Source organism: Moorella glycerini, assembly GCF_009735625.1.
Classification (GTDB): Bacteria; Bacillota; DSM-521; order Neomoorellales; family Neomoorellaceae; genus Neomoorella; species Neomoorella glycerini.
The window spans coordinates 3,463,047-3,482,020 of the sequence record NZ_CP046244.1 but is presented as its reverse complement, the minus strand read 5'-3'; the positions used below and the strand labels follow the sequence as shown (position 1 = coordinate 3,482,020).

Here is an 18,974-nt window from a genome sequence, read left to right as displayed (position 1 = left end):
ATACCGGCCGGGGAGGGAGTGAGGTGGAAAGGGCCCTTGCCAGGCACATCAGGGACAACCTGGGCATATATCTGGTTATATTTTTCTTTTTCCTGGGAGGAATTATTGCCGGAACGGTTACAATTTACTTTCTGGAGCAACAGCAGGTAATCCAGCTGGCCGCCTACCTGGATAACGTCTTGAAACAATTTAACGCTAACGATTTAAGCGGGTATAAAGGGGTTTACCAGGCCATTATCAATGCCCTCAAAGAGACCGGCCTGGTATGGTTTTTAGGCTTAACGGTAATTGGTATACCTTTGATTGTAGCCATTGTCTTTTTAAAGGGCTTTATCCTGGGTTTCACCGTCGGCTTTCTGGTGCAGCAGAAGGCCTTCCAGGGAGTGGCCCTGTCGCTAATGGCCATCCTGCCGCCCAATCTTATCCAGATCCCGGCCCTATTTGTGGCGGCGATGCTGGGTATTTCCTTCTCCACCGGTTTACTGCGGGGGCGAAGCTTAAGTGAAACGGGTATTTTACCGCGGTTTTTAGCTTATTCCTTTTTCATGTTGCTGGTCACGCTGCTGGTAGTGGGCGGGGGACTGGTAGAGGTTTACCTGGCGCCGGTTTTTGCCAGGGTGGTACTTAATTATTTTTAAAAGGGATGGAGGGATAGGGGATGATTGTAGTTACCATTAGTAAATGGCGGCAAAAGCTTGTCTGGCTGCTGGCCGCCGTACTGGTGGCCGCCGTCTTGCTGGGACAGATGGTTGGCAGTGGCCGGTCCAACCTGGCAAGGCAAAGTAACACCCCGGCTGCCGTCCGGCAACAGGAACAACCGGCTGCTGCTCCGGCAGCCGGGGATACCGGCCGCCTGGAGGGTTTATTAGAGAAATTAAGGAGCTTTTACCGGGGTGAATAAAGGGAAAATATCCGCCTCTAGCAGGCGGGTTTTTTATGGCTTTTTTTGGCGCTGATGGAGGACTTTTACCTGTACATGTGGAAATAATCTGGTAAACTTAAGGGGAATGGTGGTGCGCCGTGCGTGAGCTGGTGGATGAATTCCTTTACTACCTGGTGGTAGAACGGGGGCTGGCGGAAAACACCCTGGCTTCCTATAACAGCGACCTGCAGCAGTTTTTGCATTACCTGGAAAATGGCGGGGTAAAATCTTTCCGGGAGGTTAACCATGGTTTACTGGTAGCCTACCTGATAAAAATGCAGCAGGAAGGCCGGTCTCCGGCTACAATTTCCCAGCACCTGGCGGCCTTGAAATCCTTTTACCACTTTTTATTAAGGGAACGCCTGGTGGAAAGCGATCCTACGGCCAACCTGGAATCCCCCCGGCAACTAAAAAAACTACCCCAGGTGTTGACGGTGGAGGAGGTTGAGAGGCTCCTCAACCAGCCGCGCCCGGATACGCCGGCGGGTTTAAGGGATAAAGCCATGCTGGAATTGCTTTATGCCACAGGCCTGCGGGTTTCGGAACTGGTGGCCCTCAATGTGGATCAGGTTAACCTGGAGGGGGAATTTGTCCGCTGCCTGGGCAAGGGGTCCCGGGAAAGGGTGGTTCCCCTGGGCCAGGTTGCCTGTTTCCACGTGCGGACATACCTGGAGAACGGGCGGGGGAAACTAATCAAAAAGACGGCGGAACCGGCTCTCTTTGTCAACCAGCACGGCCGGCGCCTTTCCCGCCAGGGTTGCTGGAAGATTCTTAAAGGTTATGCCCGGGCAGCCAACTTGAAAAAGGAGATTACGCCCCATACCCTGCGCCATTCCTTTGCCACCCACCTGCTGGAAAATGGCGCCGACCTGCGTTCGGTCCAGGAGCTTCTAGGTCATGCCGACATTGGTACGACCCAGATCTACACCCATCTTACCAGGAAAAAGATCCGCGAGGTGTACGACCGGACCCACCCGCGGGCGTGAGAATATTTGCGGAGGCAATAGGTGCAATGGTCATTGATCGCGTCATAGTCATCGTTCTGGACAGCGTTGGTGTAGGAGAACTGCCTGACGCCGCCAAATATGGCGACGAAGGCAGCAATACCCTGGGGAATATTGCCGCTGCGGTAGAAATGCACCTGCCCAACCTGGCCCGGCTGGGGCTGGGCAATATTCTCCCCCTCAAGGGGATTGCCCCGGTAGCCGCCCCGGCAGCCGCCTATGGTAAAATGGCTTCCCGGACGGCCGGCAAGGACACCACCAGCGGCCACTGGGAGCTGGCCGGCCTGATTTTAGAGCGGCCCTTCCCCCTTTATCCCCGCGGCTTCCCGCCGGAAATTATCGAGCCCTTTGAAAAGGCTATCGGCCGCAAGGTCCTGGGCAACAAACCGGCCTCAGGTACGGTTATTATTGAGGAACTGGGCGCCGAACATATACGCACCGGTTATCCCATTGTTTACACCTCGGCCGACAGTGTCTTCCAGATTGCGGCCCATGAAGACGTCATCCCCGTGCAGGAACTCTACCGTTACTGTAAAATTGCCCGGCAACTGCTGACGGATGAACATGCGGTAGGCCGGGTAATTGCCCGGCCCTTTGTCGGGGAACCGGGGCATTTCTTCCGCACTGACCGGCGGCAGGATTTTTCCCTGGAGCCGCCCCGGCCCACCCTGCTGGATGCCGTCATGAACGCCGGCCTCCAGGTTATGGCGGTGGGTAAAATAAAAGACATCTTTGCCGGCCGGGGCATCAGCCGCTGGATTCATACCCATGATAATATGGATGGTGTTGACCAGACCCGTAACTTTATCCGGGAAAGCAATCGCGGCCTCATCTTTACCAACCTGGTGGACTTTGATATGCGCTATGGCCACCGCAACGACGTGGCCGGCTACGCCGCGGCCCTGGAAGCCTTTGACCGGCGCCTGCCGGAGTTGCTCGAGGCTTTAAATGAAAAAGATGTCCTGGTGCTTACCGCCGACCACGGCTGCGACCCCACAACCCCCAGCACCGATCACTCCCGGGAGTATGTACCCCTTTTGGTCTACGGCAACTGCATCCAGCCGGTAGATCTGGGTGTCCGGTCCACCTTCGCCGACCTGGGCGCCACAGTGGCTGAACTACTGGGTGTACCGTATGATCTGGCCGGTGAGAGCTTTGCTTCTATGTTGATGAAATAAATGCTCATATTTTCCCCCCATCGCTAATATAAGTTAAATGAGAACCGGCCTGGCGAGGGGGCGGTGGGGTGCGTAGGACAGGAATTCTATCACTGGCGGTCATCCTGGGACTAAGCTTGCTACCGGGGTTGCTGCTGGCTGCAAGTTCGGGGACAACAGACGCGGCCGGGGCCCTGCCGGCGGATGCGCAACCGGCGCAGGCTGCTGCAGGCAATCAGGCAGCAGCAGGCCTGACCCTGGACGCCAAGGGGGCCATCCTCATGGACCCCCAGACGGGAGAGGTCCTCTGGGAGAAGAATGCCCATGCCCGTTACTACCCGGCCAGCATGACCAAGTTGATGACCATGGTTGTAGCCATGGATATGGTGGCCAATGGCCAGGCCAGGCTGGATGAACCGGTACAGACCAGCGAGCGGGCCGAAAGTTTTGGCGGTTCGGAAGTCTTCCTGGCTGCCGGGGAGACTTTCCCCCTCGAGCAGATGCTCATTGCCATCGCCGTGGCTTCGGCCAACGACGCGGCAGTGGCCGTGGCCGAACACCTGGCCGGTTCGGAGGAGGCCTTTGTGGCCATGATGAATGCTAAGGCCAAAGAACTGGGCTTGAAAAATACTCATTTTGCCAACTGCCATGGCCTCCATGATGAGCAAAACTATACTTCCGCCTACGATATGGCTGTTATTGCCCGTTATGCCTTGAAGTACCCCAAAATCAGGGAGTGGACCTCCATTAAGCGTTACACCTTCCGCAAGGAGCCCCTGTCGATCCTGGATAATACCAATAAAATGCTCTACTGGTACCCGGGGACCGACGGCTTTAAAACCGGCTTTACTGACGCCGCCGGCTTGAACCTGGTATCAACGGTCGAAAGGGACGGCCTGCGATTAATCGCCGTAGTCATGGGCGTGGAGACACCTAATGGTCATTTCACCGATTCCATGAAGCTTTATAACTGGGCCTATAAACAGTGGGCCTTCCAGCAGCTCTACGGGCCCGGCCAGGTAGTAGCCACCGTACCGGTAGGCAAAGGCCGGCTGGAACAGGTCAAAACCATCACCACGGCTAAAGTTGGGGCGCGGGTCAACCGCATCCGGGGCAAGGCCGAAAAGGTAACTGCCAGCGTAGATTTATCACCACTTTTAAATGCACCCGTAAAAGAGGGGCAGAAGATCGGCCAGGTGACGGTCTGCAGGGATGGTAAAGAGATCGACCACGTCGAACTGGTGACCGGCGAAGCGGTAGCCAGGGCATCCCTGGGCCAGGAGATTACCAGGGCAATCCGGGCTGTTTTCACCATTCGACAATAATTTTACCATTATTTAGCAGGAAGAAGGCCGGTGAAGAGCGAATTAACCCCTTCGGAGATCTGTAACGAGGGGGTTTTTCCTTTGCAGGTATTCTTTAGCATGGAAGGTAAAGAACTCTGGGTGCGGGTCAAGGGAGAGGTTGACCTGGAAAGCGCTGACGCTTTGCGCCGGGAACTGGAAGCCAGCCTGGATCACGCCCGTCCGGAAGTATTGCTGCTGGATCTGGAAGGAGTTACCTTTATGGATAGTTCAGGGCTGGGAGTAATCCTGGGCCGTTACCGGCGTTTAAAGAAGCAGGGGGGCAGGGTGGTCATTTGCCGGCCCCAACCCCAGGTAAGGCGGTTGCTGGAAATATCCGGCCTTAGTAAAATTATGACCATCCATCCCGATGGGCCGGAAACTGCGGGAGGGGTTGACTGATGGCTGGTGAGGCGCAAGTTAAAAACAGCATGGCCCTTGAGTTTTTAAGCCTACCGGAAAATGTCGGGCTGGCCAGGGTAGCTGTGGCTACCTTTGCCGCCCAGGTGGACATGACCCTGAATGAACTGGAAGAGATTAAAGTTGCCGTTTCCGAGGCGGTGTCCAATGCCATCATCCATGGCTATAATGGAGAACCCCGGGGCATAGTGCGGGTGGCTGTGGAACGCACGGAGGCAGGGCTGGTAATTACCGTGGAGGATAAGGGTTGCGGTATCCCCGATGTTGCCCTGGCCATGCAGCCGGCCTACTCCACCGATCCCGAGCGGATGGGCCTGGGTTTCGCCTTTATGCAGTCCTTTATGGATGAACTGGAGGTGACCTCGGAGGTCAACCGGGGAACGCGGGTGAGAATGTTTAAAGCCTTCAAGGGAGAGATTGGAAAGTAGTTAAGGTGGCGACAAAAGCATGCGCCTGTCGGAAATGAACCTGCCCCGCTTTCCCCTCCTGTCCGAGGCTGAAACGGAAGAGCTGTTGCGCCGGGCCAAGGCAGGGGACAAAGAAGCCCGGGAGCGGTTGATTAATTGCAATCTCAAGCTGGTTTTTAACCTGGTCCAGCGCTTCGAAAATCGCAACTATGAACTGGAAGACCTCTTCCAGATCGGCACCATTGGCCTGATCAAGGCCATTGATAAATTTGACCTGAGCTACCAGGTGCGGTTTTCCACCTATGCTGTGCCCATGATTTTGGGGGAAATCAGGCGATTTTTACGCGATGACAGTACCGTCAAGGTAAGCCGCTCTTTAAAGGAGACGGCCTTTAAGGTCAACCGCACCCGGGAGGAACTGGCTAAAAAACTGGGCCGGGAACCGGCCATTGGCGAAATAGCCGAAGCCCTGGATCTATCCCGGGAGGAGATAGTCGCTGCCCTGGAAGCCGTCCAGATGCCGGGGTCCATCCACGATACCATTTACCAGGATGACGGCGACCCTATCTATGTCCTGGACCAGCTGGCCGCAGAAGAAGGAGAAGAGCCGGCCTGGCTGGATAAAATTGCCTTGAAGGAAGTGCTGCGTAAGATTCCGGAGAAACACCGGCGGGTCCTGGTCTTGCGCTTTTTCCAGGATAAAACCCAGGCTGAAGTGGCGGCCCGCATGGGGCTGTCCCAGGTGCAGATTTCCCGTATTGAGCGCCAGGCCCTGCAGAAAATCAGGGAACTGTTGCAGGCGGAGGGAAACAGTAGCTTGCAAGCAGGGGATCAAGAAAACGAATGAAGGTAGAAGAAAAAGTGGGAGGCATGAACAAGCCCCCCACTTTTTCTTTTCAGGCCGGAAATTTGCCTTTGCAAATTTAAACCTGACAAACTACGCGCTACGGTAAAGCTTGGTGAGGATAAATTCCTTATGGCTCAGGGCTTCGGCACAGGTATAGCGGCCGTTCAGGGTACGGATAAACATGTCCAGGATGGCGGTGCCGGCACCGTCGAGGTCCATTTCCCGGCGCAGAAGACCTGTCAGGTCGACGTCAATGTGCTCGCTCATGGTGCTGACCGTTACCGGGTTCGCCGAAATCTTAATTACTGGGATGATGGGATTGCCGACGATGTTGCCCTGGCCGGTGGTGAAGAAGTGCAGGACCGAGCCGCCGGCAGCGAAAAGGGTAATGGCTTCGGCGCCGGCAGAAGAGGTCTCCATGTACCACAAACCTTTTCCTTTGGGGGCTTCGGCCGGCTGCAGGACACCCTGGATCAGGGCCCGTTTGCCGATTTTCTGAATGTTACCGAGGGCCTTCTCTTCGATGGTGGTCAGGCCGCCGGCGATATTGCCTTCGGTGGGCTGGGAGCCGCAGAGGTCGACGCCCTGGGAAATAATAAAGTCATTGTAGGATTTAAAGCTCTGCATGAACTGTTCACGGATCTCCGGGGTGGCGCAACGGGCGGCTACCAGGTGCTCGCCACCGGTAAGCTCGGAAGTCTCGCCGAAGAGAACGGTGGCACCCATATCGACCAGGCGATCGACAGCGTTACCTATGGAAGGATTGGAGGCTAATCCAGAGGTGGTGTCGGACTCGCCGCACTTGATGCTGACGACCAGTTCGGAGATATCGCATTCCTCTTTTTGCAATTCGGTAGCATACTGGACAAATTCAATGGCTTTACGGGAGGCCATTTCGATGACCTTCAGGTCGCCGTAGCGTTCAATGGCAAAGCCGGCTACGGGTTTTCCCGTTTTAGCGATGCCTTCCACCACGCGATTAGTCCAGTTGGGTTCAATGCCGATAACGATGCAGGCCGCCACATTGGGGTTAGAGCCGGTGCCGATTAAGGTGCGGAAGAAGAGTTCCAGGTCTTCGCCGAACTGGAGACGGCCATAGGGGTGGGGCAGGGCGATGGTACCATCAATGAGTTTGGCTACCCCTTCGGCGGCAGCATTGGAAAGGTCATCTAATGGTAAAATAACTACCCGGTTACGGACGCCGACACTGCCGTTTTCCCGGCGATAGCCCATGAATTTGGCGCTGGTCATTTTTACCACCTCGTAGTCTTTAAATTATGGACGTGGACATGCTCACCTTTCGCTATGGGGGCTACGGTTTTGCCGATGGGTTCGCCGTACTTAATTACCGTCTCACCTTTGGCGATGTCCTTGAGGGCAATCTTGTGGCCGAGTTTGATGTCGCTCAGGGCCTTGACGCTGACAATGGAGTTGTCCTCCATTACCCACCCGGTTACCGTTTCGCCGGCCTGGATATCGGCCACGGCCACGCCAACGGTATCCCGCATGTCATGGACAAAGAATTTTTCCACTACAGGTTCCCCCTCTCTGGAAATGTAATGATATAATAGGCCTCACCTGGAAGGCATTAAGTGTGAGGTCTGTGGTAGGACCACTTTTATTGTACGACCTCCCCTTAATAGTGTCAAGGCAAAATTTAAGAGTAGATATCCATAAAAAATACAAGTAAATATAACAAAAAAATTTTAAGTTGCAGCAGGAAAATTTATAGTAATGGCGAATAATAATTACCAACCAAAGATACACTGAGCAGACTTGAAAGGATGATGTTTATGCCGCTTAAAAATGTTATTGCAACTGATGAGGCGCCGCAAGCAATTGGCCCCTATTCCCAGGCCATTAAAGCTGGTAATTTTATTTTTACTTCCGGCCAGATCCCCATTGACCCAGCCAACGGCCAGATTGTAGGTGGCGGGGCCGCAGAGCAGACGGCCAGGGTGATGGCTAATTTACAAGCAGTTTTAGCCGCAGCCGGCGCCGGTCTGGATGACGTTGTCAAAACAACCCTGTACATTAAAGATATGAATGATTTCGGTACGATTAATGAGGTTTACAGCCGCTATTTTACCAAGGAACCCCCGGCCCGTTCCTGCGTGGAAGTGGCCCGCTTACCCAAAGATGTGCTGGTGGAAATTGAAGCAGTGGCGGTGGTTGAAAAATAAGTGAGATGGAGGTGGATGAGAATATTGCCTGGCTATAATAGCCACTAGTTTATTTGGAAAAATGTATAGCCGGTCAAGGAGGAGGAAAAATAATGGGCTTTGTTCGTTGCCTGGAATGCCCGAAGTGCCATAGTACTTATTCAGCAACGGAGATTCATAATCTTTGCCAGTGTGGTTCACCATTGCTGGTGCGCTATGAAATGGAACGTTTGGGGAAGGAAGTGAAAAAAGAAGACTTAAAAGGCCGGCGGGCCGACCTCTGGCGTTACTGGGAGTTTTTGCCCCTGGAGCGGGAAGAAAATATCATTTCCCTGGGAGAGGGTTTTACTCCTATCTTTGCTGCCAACAACCTGGGGCGGGAGCTTGGATTTAAGCAACTTTATATCAAAGATGAAGGCTTAAATCCAACCGGGACTTTTAAGGCCCGGGGTGCCGCCGTCGGCGTTTCCAGAGCTAAGGAATTGGGTATAAAAACAATTGCCATGCCCACGGCAGGCAACGCCGGGGGCGCCTGGTCGTCTTATGGCGCTAAAGCTGGTATGGAAATGATTATAGTGATGCCGGTTGATGCCCCAGACCTGGCCAAAAAAGAATGCGTTGTCAGCGGTGCTCGGACTTATCTAGTTAAAGGCCTCATATCCGATGCCGGAAAAATTATTGCTCAGGGGGTGAAGAAATACGATTGGTTTGATGCTTCGACTTTAAAAGAGCCCTACCGCATAGAAGGCAAGAAGACTATGGGTTTAGAAATTGCCGAGCAATTTAACTGGGAGCTACCCGATGCCGTCCTTTATCCTACCGGCGGCGGGGTGGGTATCATCGGCATCTGGAAAGCCCTGCAAGAACTCCAGGCCATTGGCTGGATTAAAGGACCCTTACCCAAGATGATTTCCGTCCAGGCAGAAGGGTGTTCTCCTATTGTTAAGGCTTTCCAGGAAGGCAAGAAGGAGTCGGAGTTTTTCCACGGTGCGCAGACTATTGCTGGCGGTATCCGGGTGCCCAAGGCTTTAGGTGATTTTCTGGTACTAGAGGCGGTTTACGAAAGCGGTGGTACGGCGGTAAGTGTTAGCGACGATGAGATCCTGGCAGCGGTAAAACTTGTCGCCAGGACCGAGGGTATGTTTATTTGTCCCGAAGGTGCTGCCGCCGTAGCCGGGGCGCAGCAGCTGCTGGCCAGCGGCTTCCTGAAGCCCGATGAAAAGGTGGTCGTTCTAAACACCGGTAGTGGCCTGAAGTACCCGGAGATGGTAGAGTTAGACCTGCCGGTATTGGAGAAAGAAGCTGAGATTTAGTAAGGAGATATTATTCCAAAAAAATAAGTATATCATACAAAAAAATTTAATATAATCGAGAGGAAAAATGGAAAAAATGTCGAATACTTTTCTCATCATCATAGGTCGGACCACATACATGTTGCTACGTCTAAGTGTTATCTAGAAGAAAAGAGGATAAGAGAATGACAAAAATAGCATGGGTTATTGATGAGGAAAAAGATAATGTAGCAACTATTTTAAGCCACGGAGTAAAGAAAGGCGCGGCAATACAGGTGGAAACATATAGAAAAATTAAAGAAATCACAGTCCAAGCAGATATTCCTTATGGGCACAAAATTGCTATTAAGCCCATAAGGAAGGGCGTGAAGTACGGCCTGAGTATTGGCCGGGCTACACAAGATATAGAGATTGGGCAACATGTTCATGTACATAATATCGAATCTATGAGAGGGAGAGGCGATTTTGGTTAAGAAGAGGAGGTGGTGCCATGGGTAGTTTTATGGGATATGTTCGTCCTGATGGGACAGTAGGGGCAAGAAATTATCTGTTAATTTTGTCGGCTACAATTTATGCCAACAGTGTAGTCGAACGGGTAGCTAATTCTCTCTATGGAGCCATTCCTATTACCCATCCTCTTGGACGTTCCCAGACGAAAAGCGATCTGAAAATGACTTTTGATATTCTTTGTGGTATGGGAAAAAATCCGAATGTTGGCGGAGTAGTAGTAATAGTTCATTTCAGGGAAGAACTTTGTAACATTCATGATATAGCACACGAAATTTCCAAGACTGGTAAACCAGTAGAAACAGTGAACATCCGGGCCGTTGGGGGTGCTATTAATGCAGTAGCCGAAGCCACGCGTAAAGGCATGCATATCATGCGAAAACTTTCTACCCTGACGAGAGAAAAAGCTGAGGTGTCAAATTTTATTTTGGGACTTAACTGCGGCACCTCGGATACTACATCAGGCTTATCTTCCAATGTGGCCTTGGGGATTTGTTCTGATCGCTTTATTAGGGAGGGTAGCCGTTCCATTTTGGCGGAGCTTCCTGAACTTATGGGTGCCGAGGAATGGCTGGCCTCAAGAGCCGTTTCTCCAGAAGTAGTGCAAAAGATTTATAAGGCTATCCAGAGCTATGAAGAACGTATTCTAGCTACTGGAGAGGATATCCGTGGCTCGCAGCCTACTGGGGACAACATCGCTGGTGGCATAAGTACCATCGAGGAAAAGTCTCTTGGCGGTGCCAAGAAGAGCGGTTCTGCCCCCATTCAAGATGTTATTGGCTACGGTGAAAGGCCGGGAAGGGTTCCCGGTGTGTACCTTATGTATACCCCGGGCCATGGTAGCGAGTCGATTACTGGTATCGCTGCTGCCGGGGCGCAAGTTTTGGTATTTTCAACTGGTGGTGGCCATACTATATCTCACCCTATCATGCCCACAATTAAGATTACGGGTAACAACACTTCGTACCAACTAATGCAGGACACTGTCGATTTGGATTTGAGCGGAATTTTGTCGGGTACCATGGGCATTCAAGAGGCAGCAGACCTTATTTACAACGAAGTATTGGAAGTGCTCTCGGGTAAGATGACAAAGTCGGAAATTCTAAAAGAGATGACAGGCTTTGCTATTCACCGCATAGGTATAAGTCTTTAGGGTGGAATACTTTCTTGAAAGGGGGCTGGCATTTTCTGTGAAGACAAGTTAGTAGACCAACTTTGTTTTTTGGAAAGAGGAGGGAGATGTGAAGCTAAGTTTTGAGTAGCTTATCCCATCGCGTTGTACATCTTAGGTTTGTGAAATATTTATAATGAGGAGGAAGAGGTATAATGTTATCAGTAAAGTCCTTTTCGTTGGCTGGAAAGCTAATAAGCATCTTTCTTTTGATGGTTTTACTGATATCTGGCTGCGGTAAAAAGAGTAGCTCACAAGAAAGCGCAAAAGCTGGAAATGGAGGACAGGCTACCTATGTTTTTAAGGTGGGGCATAGTCAACCTGAGAATCATCCTTTTCAGATTGGTTTGAAGAAGTTTGCTGAGTTAGTACAGGAAAAATCCAAGGGGCAAATAAAGATCGAGGTATATGCTAGCGGAGTTCTCGGCGGGACCCGTGATAGAACCGAAGGAGTAAAAGTTGGTACGGCGGATATGGAATTAGTTGGTAGCCCCGATCTTTCCAGGTGGGTTCCTCAAGCTTACTTGTTTGACCTGCCCTTCTTAATCAAGGATTACAAGCAGGCAGACGCTATTATGGATGGACCAGTTGGCGATGCTATAAAGAAGGCGGCTGCAGAAAAAGGGTTTAAGCTACTTGCTTATGGAGAAAACGGCTTCAGGCACGTCTTTAATAAGTACAAGCCTATTAATACTTTAGAGGATCTAAAAGGACTTAAATTAAGGGTCTATCCGAATCAAGTGTATACGGAAACCTTTAAGGCCCTGGGTGCCTTACCCATGACCACTGACTGGGGTGAATTATATACAGCTCTGGCTCAAGGGGCAGTAGATGGTGCTGAGGCTGCAGAGGCTCATTTCATGGCAGCAAAATTTTACGAAGCCGGACAGAAGTACTTTTCCCTTACTCGACATACGTATATTCCAGCGGTGCTCATAATGAATAAAGCCAAGTTTGATAAACTTTCTCCTGAACTGCAAAAGGTTATACAAGAAAGTGCCCAGGAAGCTATGAAGTACCAGAGAGAAGTGGCTCGTAAGCAAGCTGAAGAATATCGCCAAAACATGGAAGAAAAGTATGGGGTAAAGGTTAACGAAGTAAAAGATTTATCCAAGTTTATAGAAGCAGTTAAGCCCATATACGATGCCTGGGTGCCAAAGATTGGCAAGGATCTGGTTGAAGCTGCGCAAAAAGCCAGCTAAAAGTGTTTGCCACGGGCGGTACAGAGAGTAGTTCTGCACCGCCCGTGGCAAGTTCAAAAGGGAGGGTATAATTTTTGTACTGGATTAAAAAATGTAACGATTACGTTTTTAAAATTCTACGATTACTTCTTGTGGCCATTGTTATGGTCTTGACAGGAGTGACTTTCCTCCAGGTGGTACTTCGGTATGTATTAAAATTACCCTTACCTTGGGGGGAAGAATTAGCAAGGTATCTATTTGTGTGGTTAACGTTTTTAGGCAGTGCTGCTGCTGTAAGAACGAAGGCCCACATAATTATGGACTTAGTAATAAATGCCATACCCGTGAGATTTAGGAAACTGGTTAACATATTAGCATATATAATCTTTTTAGCGTTCTGTGGACTACTAATAATCCAGGGATGGCAATTAATGGTGATGAATATGGGGCAAAAATCGGATGCCTTAAAGGTTCCTATGGCTTATCCTTATGTCGTAATACCGTTGGGTGCGTTTTTTATGGCAGTTTTTCTCCTGGAACAGGTAATGGAAATTATGCAGTCTCGAGATGCTGAACAAACGAAGAGTGCAGCAAACTAGTCAGGGGAGGAAAACCGATGGTAGAAGCATTACTTGTTACGTTTGCTGTAGGGTTGATTATAGGTCTTCCTATAGCTATAGCTCTGATTGTTGGAGTTATTGCGGGTCTTTATCTGGCTGACATTCCCTTGATGGTAGTTACTCAAAAAATGTTTACCAGCCTGGATAGTTATCCTTTACTGGCCATTCCTTTCTTTATCTTGGCTGGGGCAGTTATGCAACATGGAGGAATGGCCAAACGCCTGGTTAGATTTGCTTCGGCATTAGTCGGTCATATTTCAGGCGGTCTGGCTCTGGTAACAGTACTTGCCTGTATGTTTTTCGGTGCTCTTTCAGGGTCTGCCCCGGCTACTACAGCTGCCATAGGTTCTGTTACTATACCTGAGATGACGAAAAGAGGGTATGATGTCAAATATTCTGCTGCCTTAGCTGCAGCTGCTGGAATTCTGGGTATATTGATTCCGCCGAGCATCCCGCTGGTTTTATATGGCGTTACGGCTAATGTTTCGGTAGCTACACTTTTCATGGGCGGAATTATGCCAGGGGTTATTCTCGGGCTACTTCTAATGGTAGCTGCTTACCTGATAGCTAAAAAGATAGGTTATCGTTCAGAGAAGCGAGCGGACCTTAATGAACTATTACAAGCGTTGAAAGAGTCCTTTTGGGCCCTTTTAGTTCCTGTTATCATCCTGGGAGGTATTTATGGCGGGGTGTTTACTCCAACAGAAGCTGGAGTAGTCGCGACCGTATATGCTTTATTTGTAGGCGCGTTTGTTTACCGTGAGCTTGACCTGAAAAGGTTGATTAAAGTTGCCTATGATGTTGCCGAAAGTACCGCAACTATTATGTTAGTCGCTGGAGCTGCTACGATTTTTGGCTGGTTTATGACTAACCAGAATATACCTCAAGCTTTGACTGAACAGATATTGACCTTCTCATCTAATGCGTTTATTGTCTTGCTGTTATTAAACATCATTTATTTAGTTACAGGACTGTTTATGAACCAAGGACCTGCTATTTTAATCCTGGCACCGATTCTTTTGCCGGTTATTACAAAGTTAGGAGTTGATCCTGTTTTTTACGGTGTCGTTATGACAATGGTATTAGGCCTTGGACAGATAACCCCGCCAGTTGCCCTATCGCTATTTGTGGCAAGCCGGTTAAGCAACGTTTCTGTTGAAAAACTAACACCTGCCATCATGCCGTTTTTACTCATTATGATTTTAGGGGCTTTGATTTTGACGTACATGCCTGGTGTCGTAATGTTAATCCCGAATTTGCTAGGAATGCATTAAGAGGGTGGTTATATTAGTGGCTAGGGAGTTCTTAAGTAATCCGGTGATGGCTCAGTATTTAGATTTTTATTGTCGGGCTATTGTTGAAAAGGCGGGAGTGCCAGGAAAAGATGCCCAGATACTTGTGGAGGCCTTAATCGAAGCCGATCTCCGCGGTGTCCATACCCACGGTGTCGCCCGGCTCGGTATGTACCTGGAGCGTGTTAAGCAGGGAGTATTGAACCCGGCGGCAAAAGTTAAAGTACTGAATGATGCAGGTGCCGTTGCTGTGGTTGATGGGGATAATGGCTTTGGGCCTGTAGTAGGCCGGCATGCTTTAAATCTAGCCATAACTAAAGCTAAAGATTATGGTGTGGGCATAGTTGGAGTAAGGCATAGCAACCATCTGGGAGCGCTAGGAGTTATTGCTGTACAGGCAACTTACCACCACATGATCGGTATAGTTTTTACGAATACCTCACCCGTAATGGCACCCTGGGGAGGTTATAAGCCCATCCTGGGCAACAACCCGTTTGCTATTGCCGTACCCCGCAAGGATGAAGAACCGTTAGTACTTGATCTCTCGTTAAGTAAGACGGCCCGCGGTAACATTATTTTGGCGGCACGTGAGGGGAAACCTATTCCGCGAGACTGGGCGATAAACGATCATGGCGAACCTACTACGGACCCTATTGAAGCTTTACGCGGTGCTGTACTGCCCATGTCAGAACATAAGGGATACGGTCTCGCAGTAATGGTAGATATTCTGGCGGGCGTATTAACCGGCGCTGCTTTTGCCACAAAGGTCGGTTCTTTAGTCCCACCAGACTTCAGTAAGCCCTTGGATACAGGGCATTTAGTCATGGCACTGGATATAACTAAGTTCATGCTCCTGGATGAATTTTACGAGCGCTTAGAGGAGTTTGTTCGGATGATAAAAAATTCCCCCCTGGCTATTGGCTTTAAAAAAATACTCCTTCCTGGAGAAAGAGGAGCTAGGGAGAGGGAAAAACACCTTAAAGAAGGTGTATACCTGGAGGATACAACTTTAGAAGGGTTGAAGCACTTAGGCCAGGAGTACGGTATTATATAACGGCTGGTATGGCGAGTCAGCCGCTTTTTTTTAACTAATATTGCTCTTCTTATTGGCAGTCATCAAGTAATTATTCCTTAAACATCTCAACAAATAAGGTATTTTTTTGTATAATACTAAGCATAAAGGTTAACAAGGGGGGTAACCATGGCAAGCGACCAAATTCACCCGGCCCTGGAGGCCATGAAACCTGTAGCCAGGGGTATAGCAGCAACTTTTGGTAAAAATTGTGAAGTTGTTCTGCATGATCTCAGCGAGCCGTCCAGTTCCCTTATTTTCAAAGCCGGATCGGTGACTAATAGAGAAATCGGCGCCCCGGTTACCAACCTGGTGCTGGAAGCCCTGCAACGTTACGGCGACGCCACCAAGGATTTAATCGGCTATCTTAACCGGACTAAGGACGGTAAGGTATTGAAATCATCAACCATTTTTATCCGTGATAACAGCGGCAAGATCATTGGTTGCCTCTGTATTAACTTTGATCTTACTGAGTTCCAGCTGGCTAAAAATATTTTAGAAGACTTCTGCCAGCTAAAGGACCTGGCGGAAGCAGGTTTTGAACGTACCCAGGAGCAGTTTGCCCGGGACATTAACGAAGTGGTTGACAACGTAGTGGAAAACGTCCTGCAGGAACTGGGCAAACCGGTACCGGTCATGACCAAGGAAGAAAAGGTCAAGGCCGTGGAAATGCTCGATGACCGGGGTATTTTCCTGGTCAAGGGGGCGGTGGATGTGGTCGCCCAGGCCCTGGCAGTTTCCAAGTATACCATTTATAATTACCTGGAGGAAGCCCGGGCCCTTAAAGGTAACCGGCGGGCCGTGCTATAGGGCAACAAAACCAGGGTTGACCTGGATAGTGGCGATGGGGGTGCGGGCTGGGGATCAGGCCCTTAAGAAAAAGACGGCATGGTTTCCGGCAGCAATTTTCAGGAGGAAGGACAGGATGCTTTTTACCTTTGATCTCCAGACGCCAAGTAAAGAGGCCATGGTTGATATTACCCACCTGGCAGCTAGAGCAGTACAGGAGGCGGGTGTAAAGGAAGGCCTCTGCATGGTCTACGTACCCCACACGACGGCCGGGGTGACCATCAATGAAAATGCCGACCCGGATGTGGCGGCCGATATCCTGGCAGCTCTGGCCAGGATAGTTCCAGTGGGAGGATACCGCCACGGCGAAGGCAACTCGCCGGCTCACATCAAAACCTCCCTCATGGGCAGCAGCAAGACGGTGATTGTCCATAACGGCAACCTGGTGCTCGGTACCTGGCAGGGCATTTATTTCTGCGAATTCGACGGTCCCCGCCGGCGCAAGGTGCATATCAAGGTATGGCAGGGATAGCGATAAAGACTGCTCGACATTTCGGAAGGCCGATGGTATAATATACCTGTAACGCAAGATAATAGTAGGAACGAAGCGGTGAGCTAAATGGAGAATACTTCCCTTTCGCTGGAAGAACGCTTGCGGGAGGCCCTGATAACGAGAAAAGAAATTATGTTTGCTTATCTCTTTGGTTCCCACGCCCGGGGAACGGCGAATAAACTGAGTGATGTAGACGTGGCCGTTTTTCTGGATGAACTCCGTTTACCGCCGGTGGGTCACTATGGTTATAAAAGTGAGTTGCTTGTTGCCATGAGGCAGGAGCTGCGGGAACTGCTGGATTTTGTTATCCTTAATGAAGCACCTTTACCCCTGCGTTTTCGTGTCCTGCGGGATGGAAAACTCCTATTATGCCGCGATACCCGGGTTCGGATAACTTTCCACGAAAAAACCATGCGGGATTATCTTGATTTCCGGCCCGTGCAGAAGATTCAGGAGCAGTACCTACGTAAGAGATTGGCCGAAGGACGCTTTGGGGGTGCAAGGGATGGTTGATGCGGCCGTTATCAATCGAAAATTGCAACAGTTGGAAAGTTATCTAGCTCAACTTGAGAAGTATAAACATGTTAAGGCTCCTGACCTGGGAAAAAATATGGAACTAGCCTGGATCGTAGAACATGGTTTGCAACTCAGCATCCAGGTTGTACTGGATATAGGTACGCATATCCTGGCTGAAGAAGGAATTATTGTAGATGAATACAGCAATATTTTTGGTGAACTTGCCGAACTAGGGGTTTTACCTAAAAAATTCGCCCGGGATATTTCCGGTATGTCAGGATTTAGAAAAATTCTGGTCCATGAATATGGCAAGGTAGATATGGAAAAAGTGGCCGATATCATGAACCACCACCTTGATGATTTTCGTCAGTATGCCCGCTATATTGTTAAGTACCTGGGTTGGAGTTTTTAGCTGATATAAAGCCCCGGCGATTCCCGGGGCTTCCATGTTTATAGATCGGCGCTGTGATCGGCATAAGCGATTTTCACATTGGCTTTGAATTCGGTTAGTTTGCCGTCTCTAACATTGGCAGTCAGGTTATAAACCTCGACGCCAGAGATGTTTTTTACCTCCCGGCTGGCTTCAGCCACTGCCTGCTGGACAGCATCCTTCCAGTTATGGGGCGATTCGCCCACCAGTTCTACTACTTTAACGTGCAAAGGAAAACCTCCCTCCTTATAATTTAAATCATTTACTGTTAGTTTTATTATTCCCCGGCCAGGTACAATAATCCCTTTCTTGACGGGGTAATAAACGGGATTTATAATAATCTTAAATGACAAGACAGCTGATAAGACAAAAGAGGGGAGAACCCATGTCGGAACTGGTGCAAGAAATAGAAAAACTAAAAAAAGAACGCCAGGCGGTAATCCTGGCCCATAATTACCAGCAGGATGCCGTCCAGGATATAGCTGATTTTGTGGGCGATTCTCTGGCCCTCAGCCGTTATGCTGCCACTACCAGGGCAAAGGTGGTAGTTTTAGCCGGGGTACGCTTTATGGCGGAAAGTGCCAGCATTCTGGCACCAGAAAAAATAATCCTCCTGCCGGATAGCCAGGCCGGCTGTCCCCTGGCTGATAGCATTGATGTCGAGGCCCTGCGGGAGACTAAAGCCAGATATCCGGATGCCGCAGTAGTCTGTTACGTGAATACTGCAGCCGATGTTAAGGGCGAAAGCGATATTTGCTGTACCTCCAGCAATGCCGTGGCGGTCGTTCAGTCCTTGCCCCAGCGGAGAATACTTTTTGTCCCGGACCGGAATCTCGCCAGTTTTGTCGCCCGGTTTACCGACAAAGAGATAATCCCCTGGGATGGCGGCTGCCTTACCCATTACCGGGTGACCCTCGAAGAGCTAGAAAGGGCCAGGGCGGCCCACCCGGAGGCCGAAGTCCTGGTCCATCCCGAGTGCCGGCCGGAAGTCACCCGGGCGGCCGACTTTGTGGGTAGTACTGGAGCTATTCTCAAGTATGCCCGGGAAAGCAGGGCGAAAGAGTTTCTGATCGGTACGGAGATGGGCATTCTCCACCGCCTACAGCTAGATAATCCGGAGAAAAAATTTTATCTCTTGTCCCCGGGGCTGGTTTGCCCCAATATGAAGCTTACCACCCTGGAGAAGATAGCCCGCTGCTTACGGGAGATGCAGCCGGTAGTCCAGGTGCCGGAAACCACCCGCAGCCGGGCCTACCGCGCCCTGGAGCGGATGCTGGCAATAAGATAGG

The 18,974-nt window shown here is 50.3% G+C and carries 24 protein-coding genes; 21 read left to right on the top strand and 3 right to left on the bottom strand.

Annotated features, from left to right (window positions below; all coding sequences use genetic code 11):
• The first annotated feature begins 23 nt into the window (after positions 1 to 23).
• From spoIIM to sigF, 8 genes are all read left to right on the top strand, one after another.
• A complete protein-coding gene (gene spoIIM / locus MGLY_RS17315) occupies positions 24 to 638 on the top strand; it encodes a stage II sporulation protein M (RefSeq protein ID WP_156276002.1) in 615 nt (204 codons plus the stop codon).
• A gap of 20 nt (positions 639 to 658) precedes the next feature.
• Positions 659 to 901, top strand: a complete 243-nt coding sequence (locus MGLY_RS17310; protein ID WP_156276000.1) for a hypothetical protein — start codon at positions 659 to 661, stop codon at positions 899 to 901.
• Positions 902 to 1,020: 119 nt separating this feature from the next.
• On the top strand, positions 1,021 to 1,908 hold the full coding sequence (gene xerD / locus MGLY_RS17305; RefSeq protein ID WP_156275998.1) for a site-specific tyrosine recombinase XerD: 888 nt from the start codon (positions 1,021 to 1,023) through the stop codon (positions 1,906 to 1,908).
• Between the two features lie 32 nt (positions 1,909 to 1,940).
• The gene (locus MGLY_RS17300; RefSeq protein WP_170291251.1) at positions 1,941 to 3,104 is read left to right on the top strand and encodes a phosphopentomutase; all 1,164 of its coding nucleotides are present in this window, start codon (positions 1,941 to 1,943) and stop codon (positions 3,102 to 3,104) included.
• Between the two features lie 68 nt (positions 3,105 to 3,172).
• Complete coding sequence (locus tag MGLY_RS17295; RefSeq protein WP_156275994.1) at positions 3,173 to 4,408, top strand: D-alanyl-D-alanine carboxypeptidase family protein; 1,236 nt, start codon at positions 3,173 to 3,175, stop codon at positions 4,406 to 4,408.
• 30 nt (positions 4,409 to 4,438) lie between these two features.
• Complete coding sequence (locus MGLY_RS17290) at positions 4,439 to 4,828, top strand: STAS domain-containing protein (RefSeq protein WP_246187379.1); 390 nt, start codon at positions 4,439 to 4,441, stop codon at positions 4,826 to 4,828.
• Positions 4,828 to 5,274: an anti-sigma F factor gene (gene spoIIAB, locus MGLY_RS17285; RefSeq protein ID WP_156275992.1), complete on the top strand. Its 447-nt coding sequence runs from the start codon at positions 4,828 to 4,830 to the stop codon at positions 5,272 to 5,274. The genes MGLY_RS17290 and spoIIAB overlap by 1 nt, the downstream gene beginning before the upstream one ends.
• 19 nt (positions 5,275 to 5,293) lie before the next feature.
• Positions 5,294 to 6,100, top strand: coding sequence for an RNA polymerase sporulation sigma factor SigF (gene sigF, locus MGLY_RS17280; RefSeq protein WP_156275990.1), 807 nt, complete (start codon positions 5,294 to 5,296; stop codon positions 6,098 to 6,100).
• A 90-nt stretch (positions 6,101 to 6,190) separates the two neighbouring features.
• Here the strand turns inward: sigF and MGLY_RS17275 are convergent, their stop codons facing one another.
• Both MGLY_RS17275 and MGLY_RS17270 read right to left on the bottom strand, forming a co-directional pair.
• On the bottom strand, positions 6,191 to 7,351 hold the full coding sequence (locus MGLY_RS17275) for a UxaA family hydrolase (protein ID WP_156275988.1): 1,161 nt from the start codon (positions 7,349 to 7,351) through the stop codon (positions 6,191 to 6,193).
• Between the two features lie 2 nt (positions 7,352 to 7,353).
• A complete protein-coding gene (locus MGLY_RS17270) occupies positions 7,354 to 7,632 on the bottom strand; it encodes a UxaA family hydrolase (protein WP_246187378.1) in 279 nt (92 codons plus the stop codon).
• A gap of 261 nt (positions 7,633 to 7,893) precedes the next feature.
• On the opposite strand from MGLY_RS17270, the gene MGLY_RS17265 reads away from it, so the two are divergent.
• The 12 genes from MGLY_RS17265 (at position 7,894) to hepT (ending at position 17,667) form a co-directional block, all read left to right on the top strand.
• On the top strand, positions 7,894 to 8,283 hold the full coding sequence (locus MGLY_RS17265; protein WP_156275986.1) for a RidA family protein: 390 nt from the start codon (positions 7,894 to 7,896) through the stop codon (positions 8,281 to 8,283).
• A 92-nt stretch (positions 8,284 to 8,375) separates the two neighbouring features.
• Entirely contained in the window at positions 8,376 to 9,575 is a 1,200-nt protein-coding gene (locus MGLY_RS17260) for a threonine synthase (protein ID WP_156275984.1), read from the top strand.
• A gap of 164 nt (positions 9,576 to 9,739) precedes the next feature.
• Complete coding sequence (locus MGLY_RS17255; RefSeq protein ID WP_156275982.1) at positions 9,740 to 10,027, top strand: UxaA family hydrolase; 288 nt, start codon at positions 9,740 to 9,742, stop codon at positions 10,025 to 10,027.
• A 17-nt stretch (positions 10,028 to 10,044) separates the two neighbouring features.
• Positions 10,045 to 11,214, top strand: a complete 1,170-nt coding sequence (locus tag MGLY_RS17250; RefSeq protein WP_156275980.1) for a UxaA family hydrolase — start codon at positions 10,045 to 10,047, stop codon at positions 11,212 to 11,214.
• Between the two features lie 173 nt (positions 11,215 to 11,387).
• Positions 11,388 to 12,434, top strand: a complete 1,047-nt coding sequence (locus MGLY_RS17245; protein ID WP_156275978.1) for a TRAP transporter substrate-binding protein — start codon at positions 11,388 to 11,390, stop codon at positions 12,432 to 12,434.
• 74 nt (positions 12,435 to 12,508) lie between these two features.
• The gene (locus MGLY_RS17240; RefSeq protein WP_156275976.1) at positions 12,509 to 13,012 is read left to right on the top strand and encodes a TRAP transporter small permease; all 504 of its coding nucleotides are present in this window, start codon (positions 12,509 to 12,511) and stop codon (positions 13,010 to 13,012) included.
• A gap of 17 nt (positions 13,013 to 13,029) precedes the next feature.
• Positions 13,030 to 14,307 carry a TRAP transporter large permease gene (locus MGLY_RS17235; RefSeq protein WP_156275974.1) on the top strand — a complete coding sequence of 426 codons (1,278 nt, stop codon included), beginning with the start codon at positions 13,030 to 13,032 and terminating at the stop codon, positions 14,305 to 14,307.
• A 16-nt stretch (positions 14,308 to 14,323) separates the two neighbouring features.
• Positions 14,324 to 15,379 carry an Ldh family oxidoreductase gene (locus MGLY_RS17230; RefSeq protein WP_156275972.1) on the top strand — a complete coding sequence of 352 codons (1,056 nt, stop codon included), beginning with the start codon at positions 14,324 to 14,326 and terminating at the stop codon, positions 15,377 to 15,379.
• Positions 15,380 to 15,526: 147 nt separating this feature from the next.
• Positions 15,527 to 16,207, top strand: coding sequence for a helix-turn-helix transcriptional regulator (locus tag MGLY_RS17225; RefSeq protein WP_156275970.1), 681 nt, complete (start codon positions 15,527 to 15,529; stop codon positions 16,205 to 16,207).
• Between the two features lie 115 nt (positions 16,208 to 16,322).
• Positions 16,323 to 16,718, top strand: a complete 396-nt coding sequence (locus MGLY_RS17220; RefSeq protein WP_156275968.1) for a secondary thiamine-phosphate synthase enzyme YjbQ — start codon at positions 16,323 to 16,325, stop codon at positions 16,716 to 16,718.
• Positions 16,719 to 16,805: 87 nt separating this feature from the next.
• Entirely contained in the window at positions 16,806 to 17,252 is a 447-nt protein-coding gene (mntA, locus tag MGLY_RS17215) for a type VII toxin-antitoxin system MntA family adenylyltransferase antitoxin (protein ID WP_156275966.1), read from the top strand.
• Positions 17,245 to 17,667 (top strand): type VII toxin-antitoxin system HepT family RNase toxin, encoded by a 423-nt coding sequence (gene hepT, locus MGLY_RS17210; protein ID WP_156275964.1) that lies wholly within the window; start codon positions 17,245 to 17,247, stop codon positions 17,665 to 17,667. The genes mntA and hepT overlap by 8 nt, the downstream gene beginning before the upstream one ends.
• A 38-nt stretch (positions 17,668 to 17,705) precedes the next feature.
• On the opposite strand, the gene MGLY_RS17205 is transcribed toward hepT, so the two are convergent.
• Positions 17,706 to 17,915, bottom strand: coding sequence for a dodecin family protein (locus MGLY_RS17205; RefSeq protein WP_083476461.1), 210 nt, complete (start codon positions 17,913 to 17,915; stop codon positions 17,706 to 17,708).
• Between the two features lie 155 nt (positions 17,916 to 18,070).
• On the opposite strand from MGLY_RS17205, the gene nadA reads away from it, so the two are divergent.
• Positions 18,071 to 18,973 carry a quinolinate synthase NadA gene (gene nadA / locus MGLY_RS17200; RefSeq protein WP_156275962.1) on the top strand — a complete coding sequence of 301 codons (903 nt, stop codon included), beginning with the start codon at positions 18,071 to 18,073 and terminating at the stop codon, positions 18,971 to 18,973.
• Position 18,974 lies beyond the last annotated feature (1 nt).

What these genes read in the sequence shown, in the direction of transcription:
- MGLY_RS17310 (WP_156276000.1), top strand. Translation starts at nt 659, where the DNA reads ATGATTGTAGTTACCATTAGTAAATGGCGGCAAAAGCTTGTCTGGCTG.
- spoIIAB (WP_156275992.1), top strand. Translation starts at nt 4,828, where the DNA reads ATGGCTGGTGAGGCGCAAGTTAAAAACAGCATGGCCCTTGAGTTTTTA.
- sigF (WP_156275990.1), top strand. Translation starts at nt 5,294, where the DNA reads ATGCGCCTGTCGGAAATGAACCTGCCCCGCTTTCCCCTCCTGTCCGAG.
- MGLY_RS17275 (WP_156275988.1), bottom strand. Translation starts at nt 7,351, where the DNA reads ATGACCAGCGCCAAATTCATGGGCTATCGCCGGGAAAACGGCAGTGTC.
- MGLY_RS17265 (WP_156275986.1), top strand. Translation starts at nt 7,894, where the DNA reads ATGCCGCTTAAAAATGTTATTGCAACTGATGAGGCGCCGCAAGCAATT.
- MGLY_RS17260 (WP_156275984.1), top strand. Translation starts at nt 8,376, where the DNA reads ATGGGCTTTGTTCGTTGCCTGGAATGCCCGAAGTGCCATAGTACTTAT.
- MGLY_RS17255 (WP_156275982.1), top strand. Translation starts at nt 9,740, where the DNA reads ATGACAAAAATAGCATGGGTTATTGATGAGGAAAAAGATAATGTAGCA.
- MGLY_RS17250 (WP_156275980.1), top strand. Translation starts at nt 10,045, where the DNA reads ATGGGTAGTTTTATGGGATATGTTCGTCCTGATGGGACAGTAGGGGCA.
- MGLY_RS17245 (WP_156275978.1), top strand. Translation starts at nt 11,388, where the DNA reads ATGTTATCAGTAAAGTCCTTTTCGTTGGCTGGAAAGCTAATAAGCATC.
- MGLY_RS17235 (WP_156275974.1), top strand. Translation starts at nt 13,030, where the DNA reads ATGGTAGAAGCATTACTTGTTACGTTTGCTGTAGGGTTGATTATAGGT.
- MGLY_RS17225 (WP_156275970.1), top strand. Translation starts at nt 15,527, where the DNA reads ATGGCAAGCGACCAAATTCACCCGGCCCTGGAGGCCATGAAACCTGTA.
- MGLY_RS17220 (WP_156275968.1), top strand. Translation starts at nt 16,323, where the DNA reads ATGCTTTTTACCTTTGATCTCCAGACGCCAAGTAAAGAGGCCATGGTT.
- mntA (WP_156275966.1), top strand. Translation starts at nt 16,806, where the DNA reads ATGGAGAATACTTCCCTTTCGCTGGAAGAACGCTTGCGGGAGGCCCTG.
- hepT (WP_156275964.1), top strand. Translation starts at nt 17,245, where the DNA reads ATGGTTGATGCGGCCGTTATCAATCGAAAATTGCAACAGTTGGAAAGT.
- nadA (WP_156275962.1), top strand. Translation starts at nt 18,071, where the DNA reads ATGTCGGAACTGGTGCAAGAAATAGAAAAACTAAAAAAAGAACGCCAG.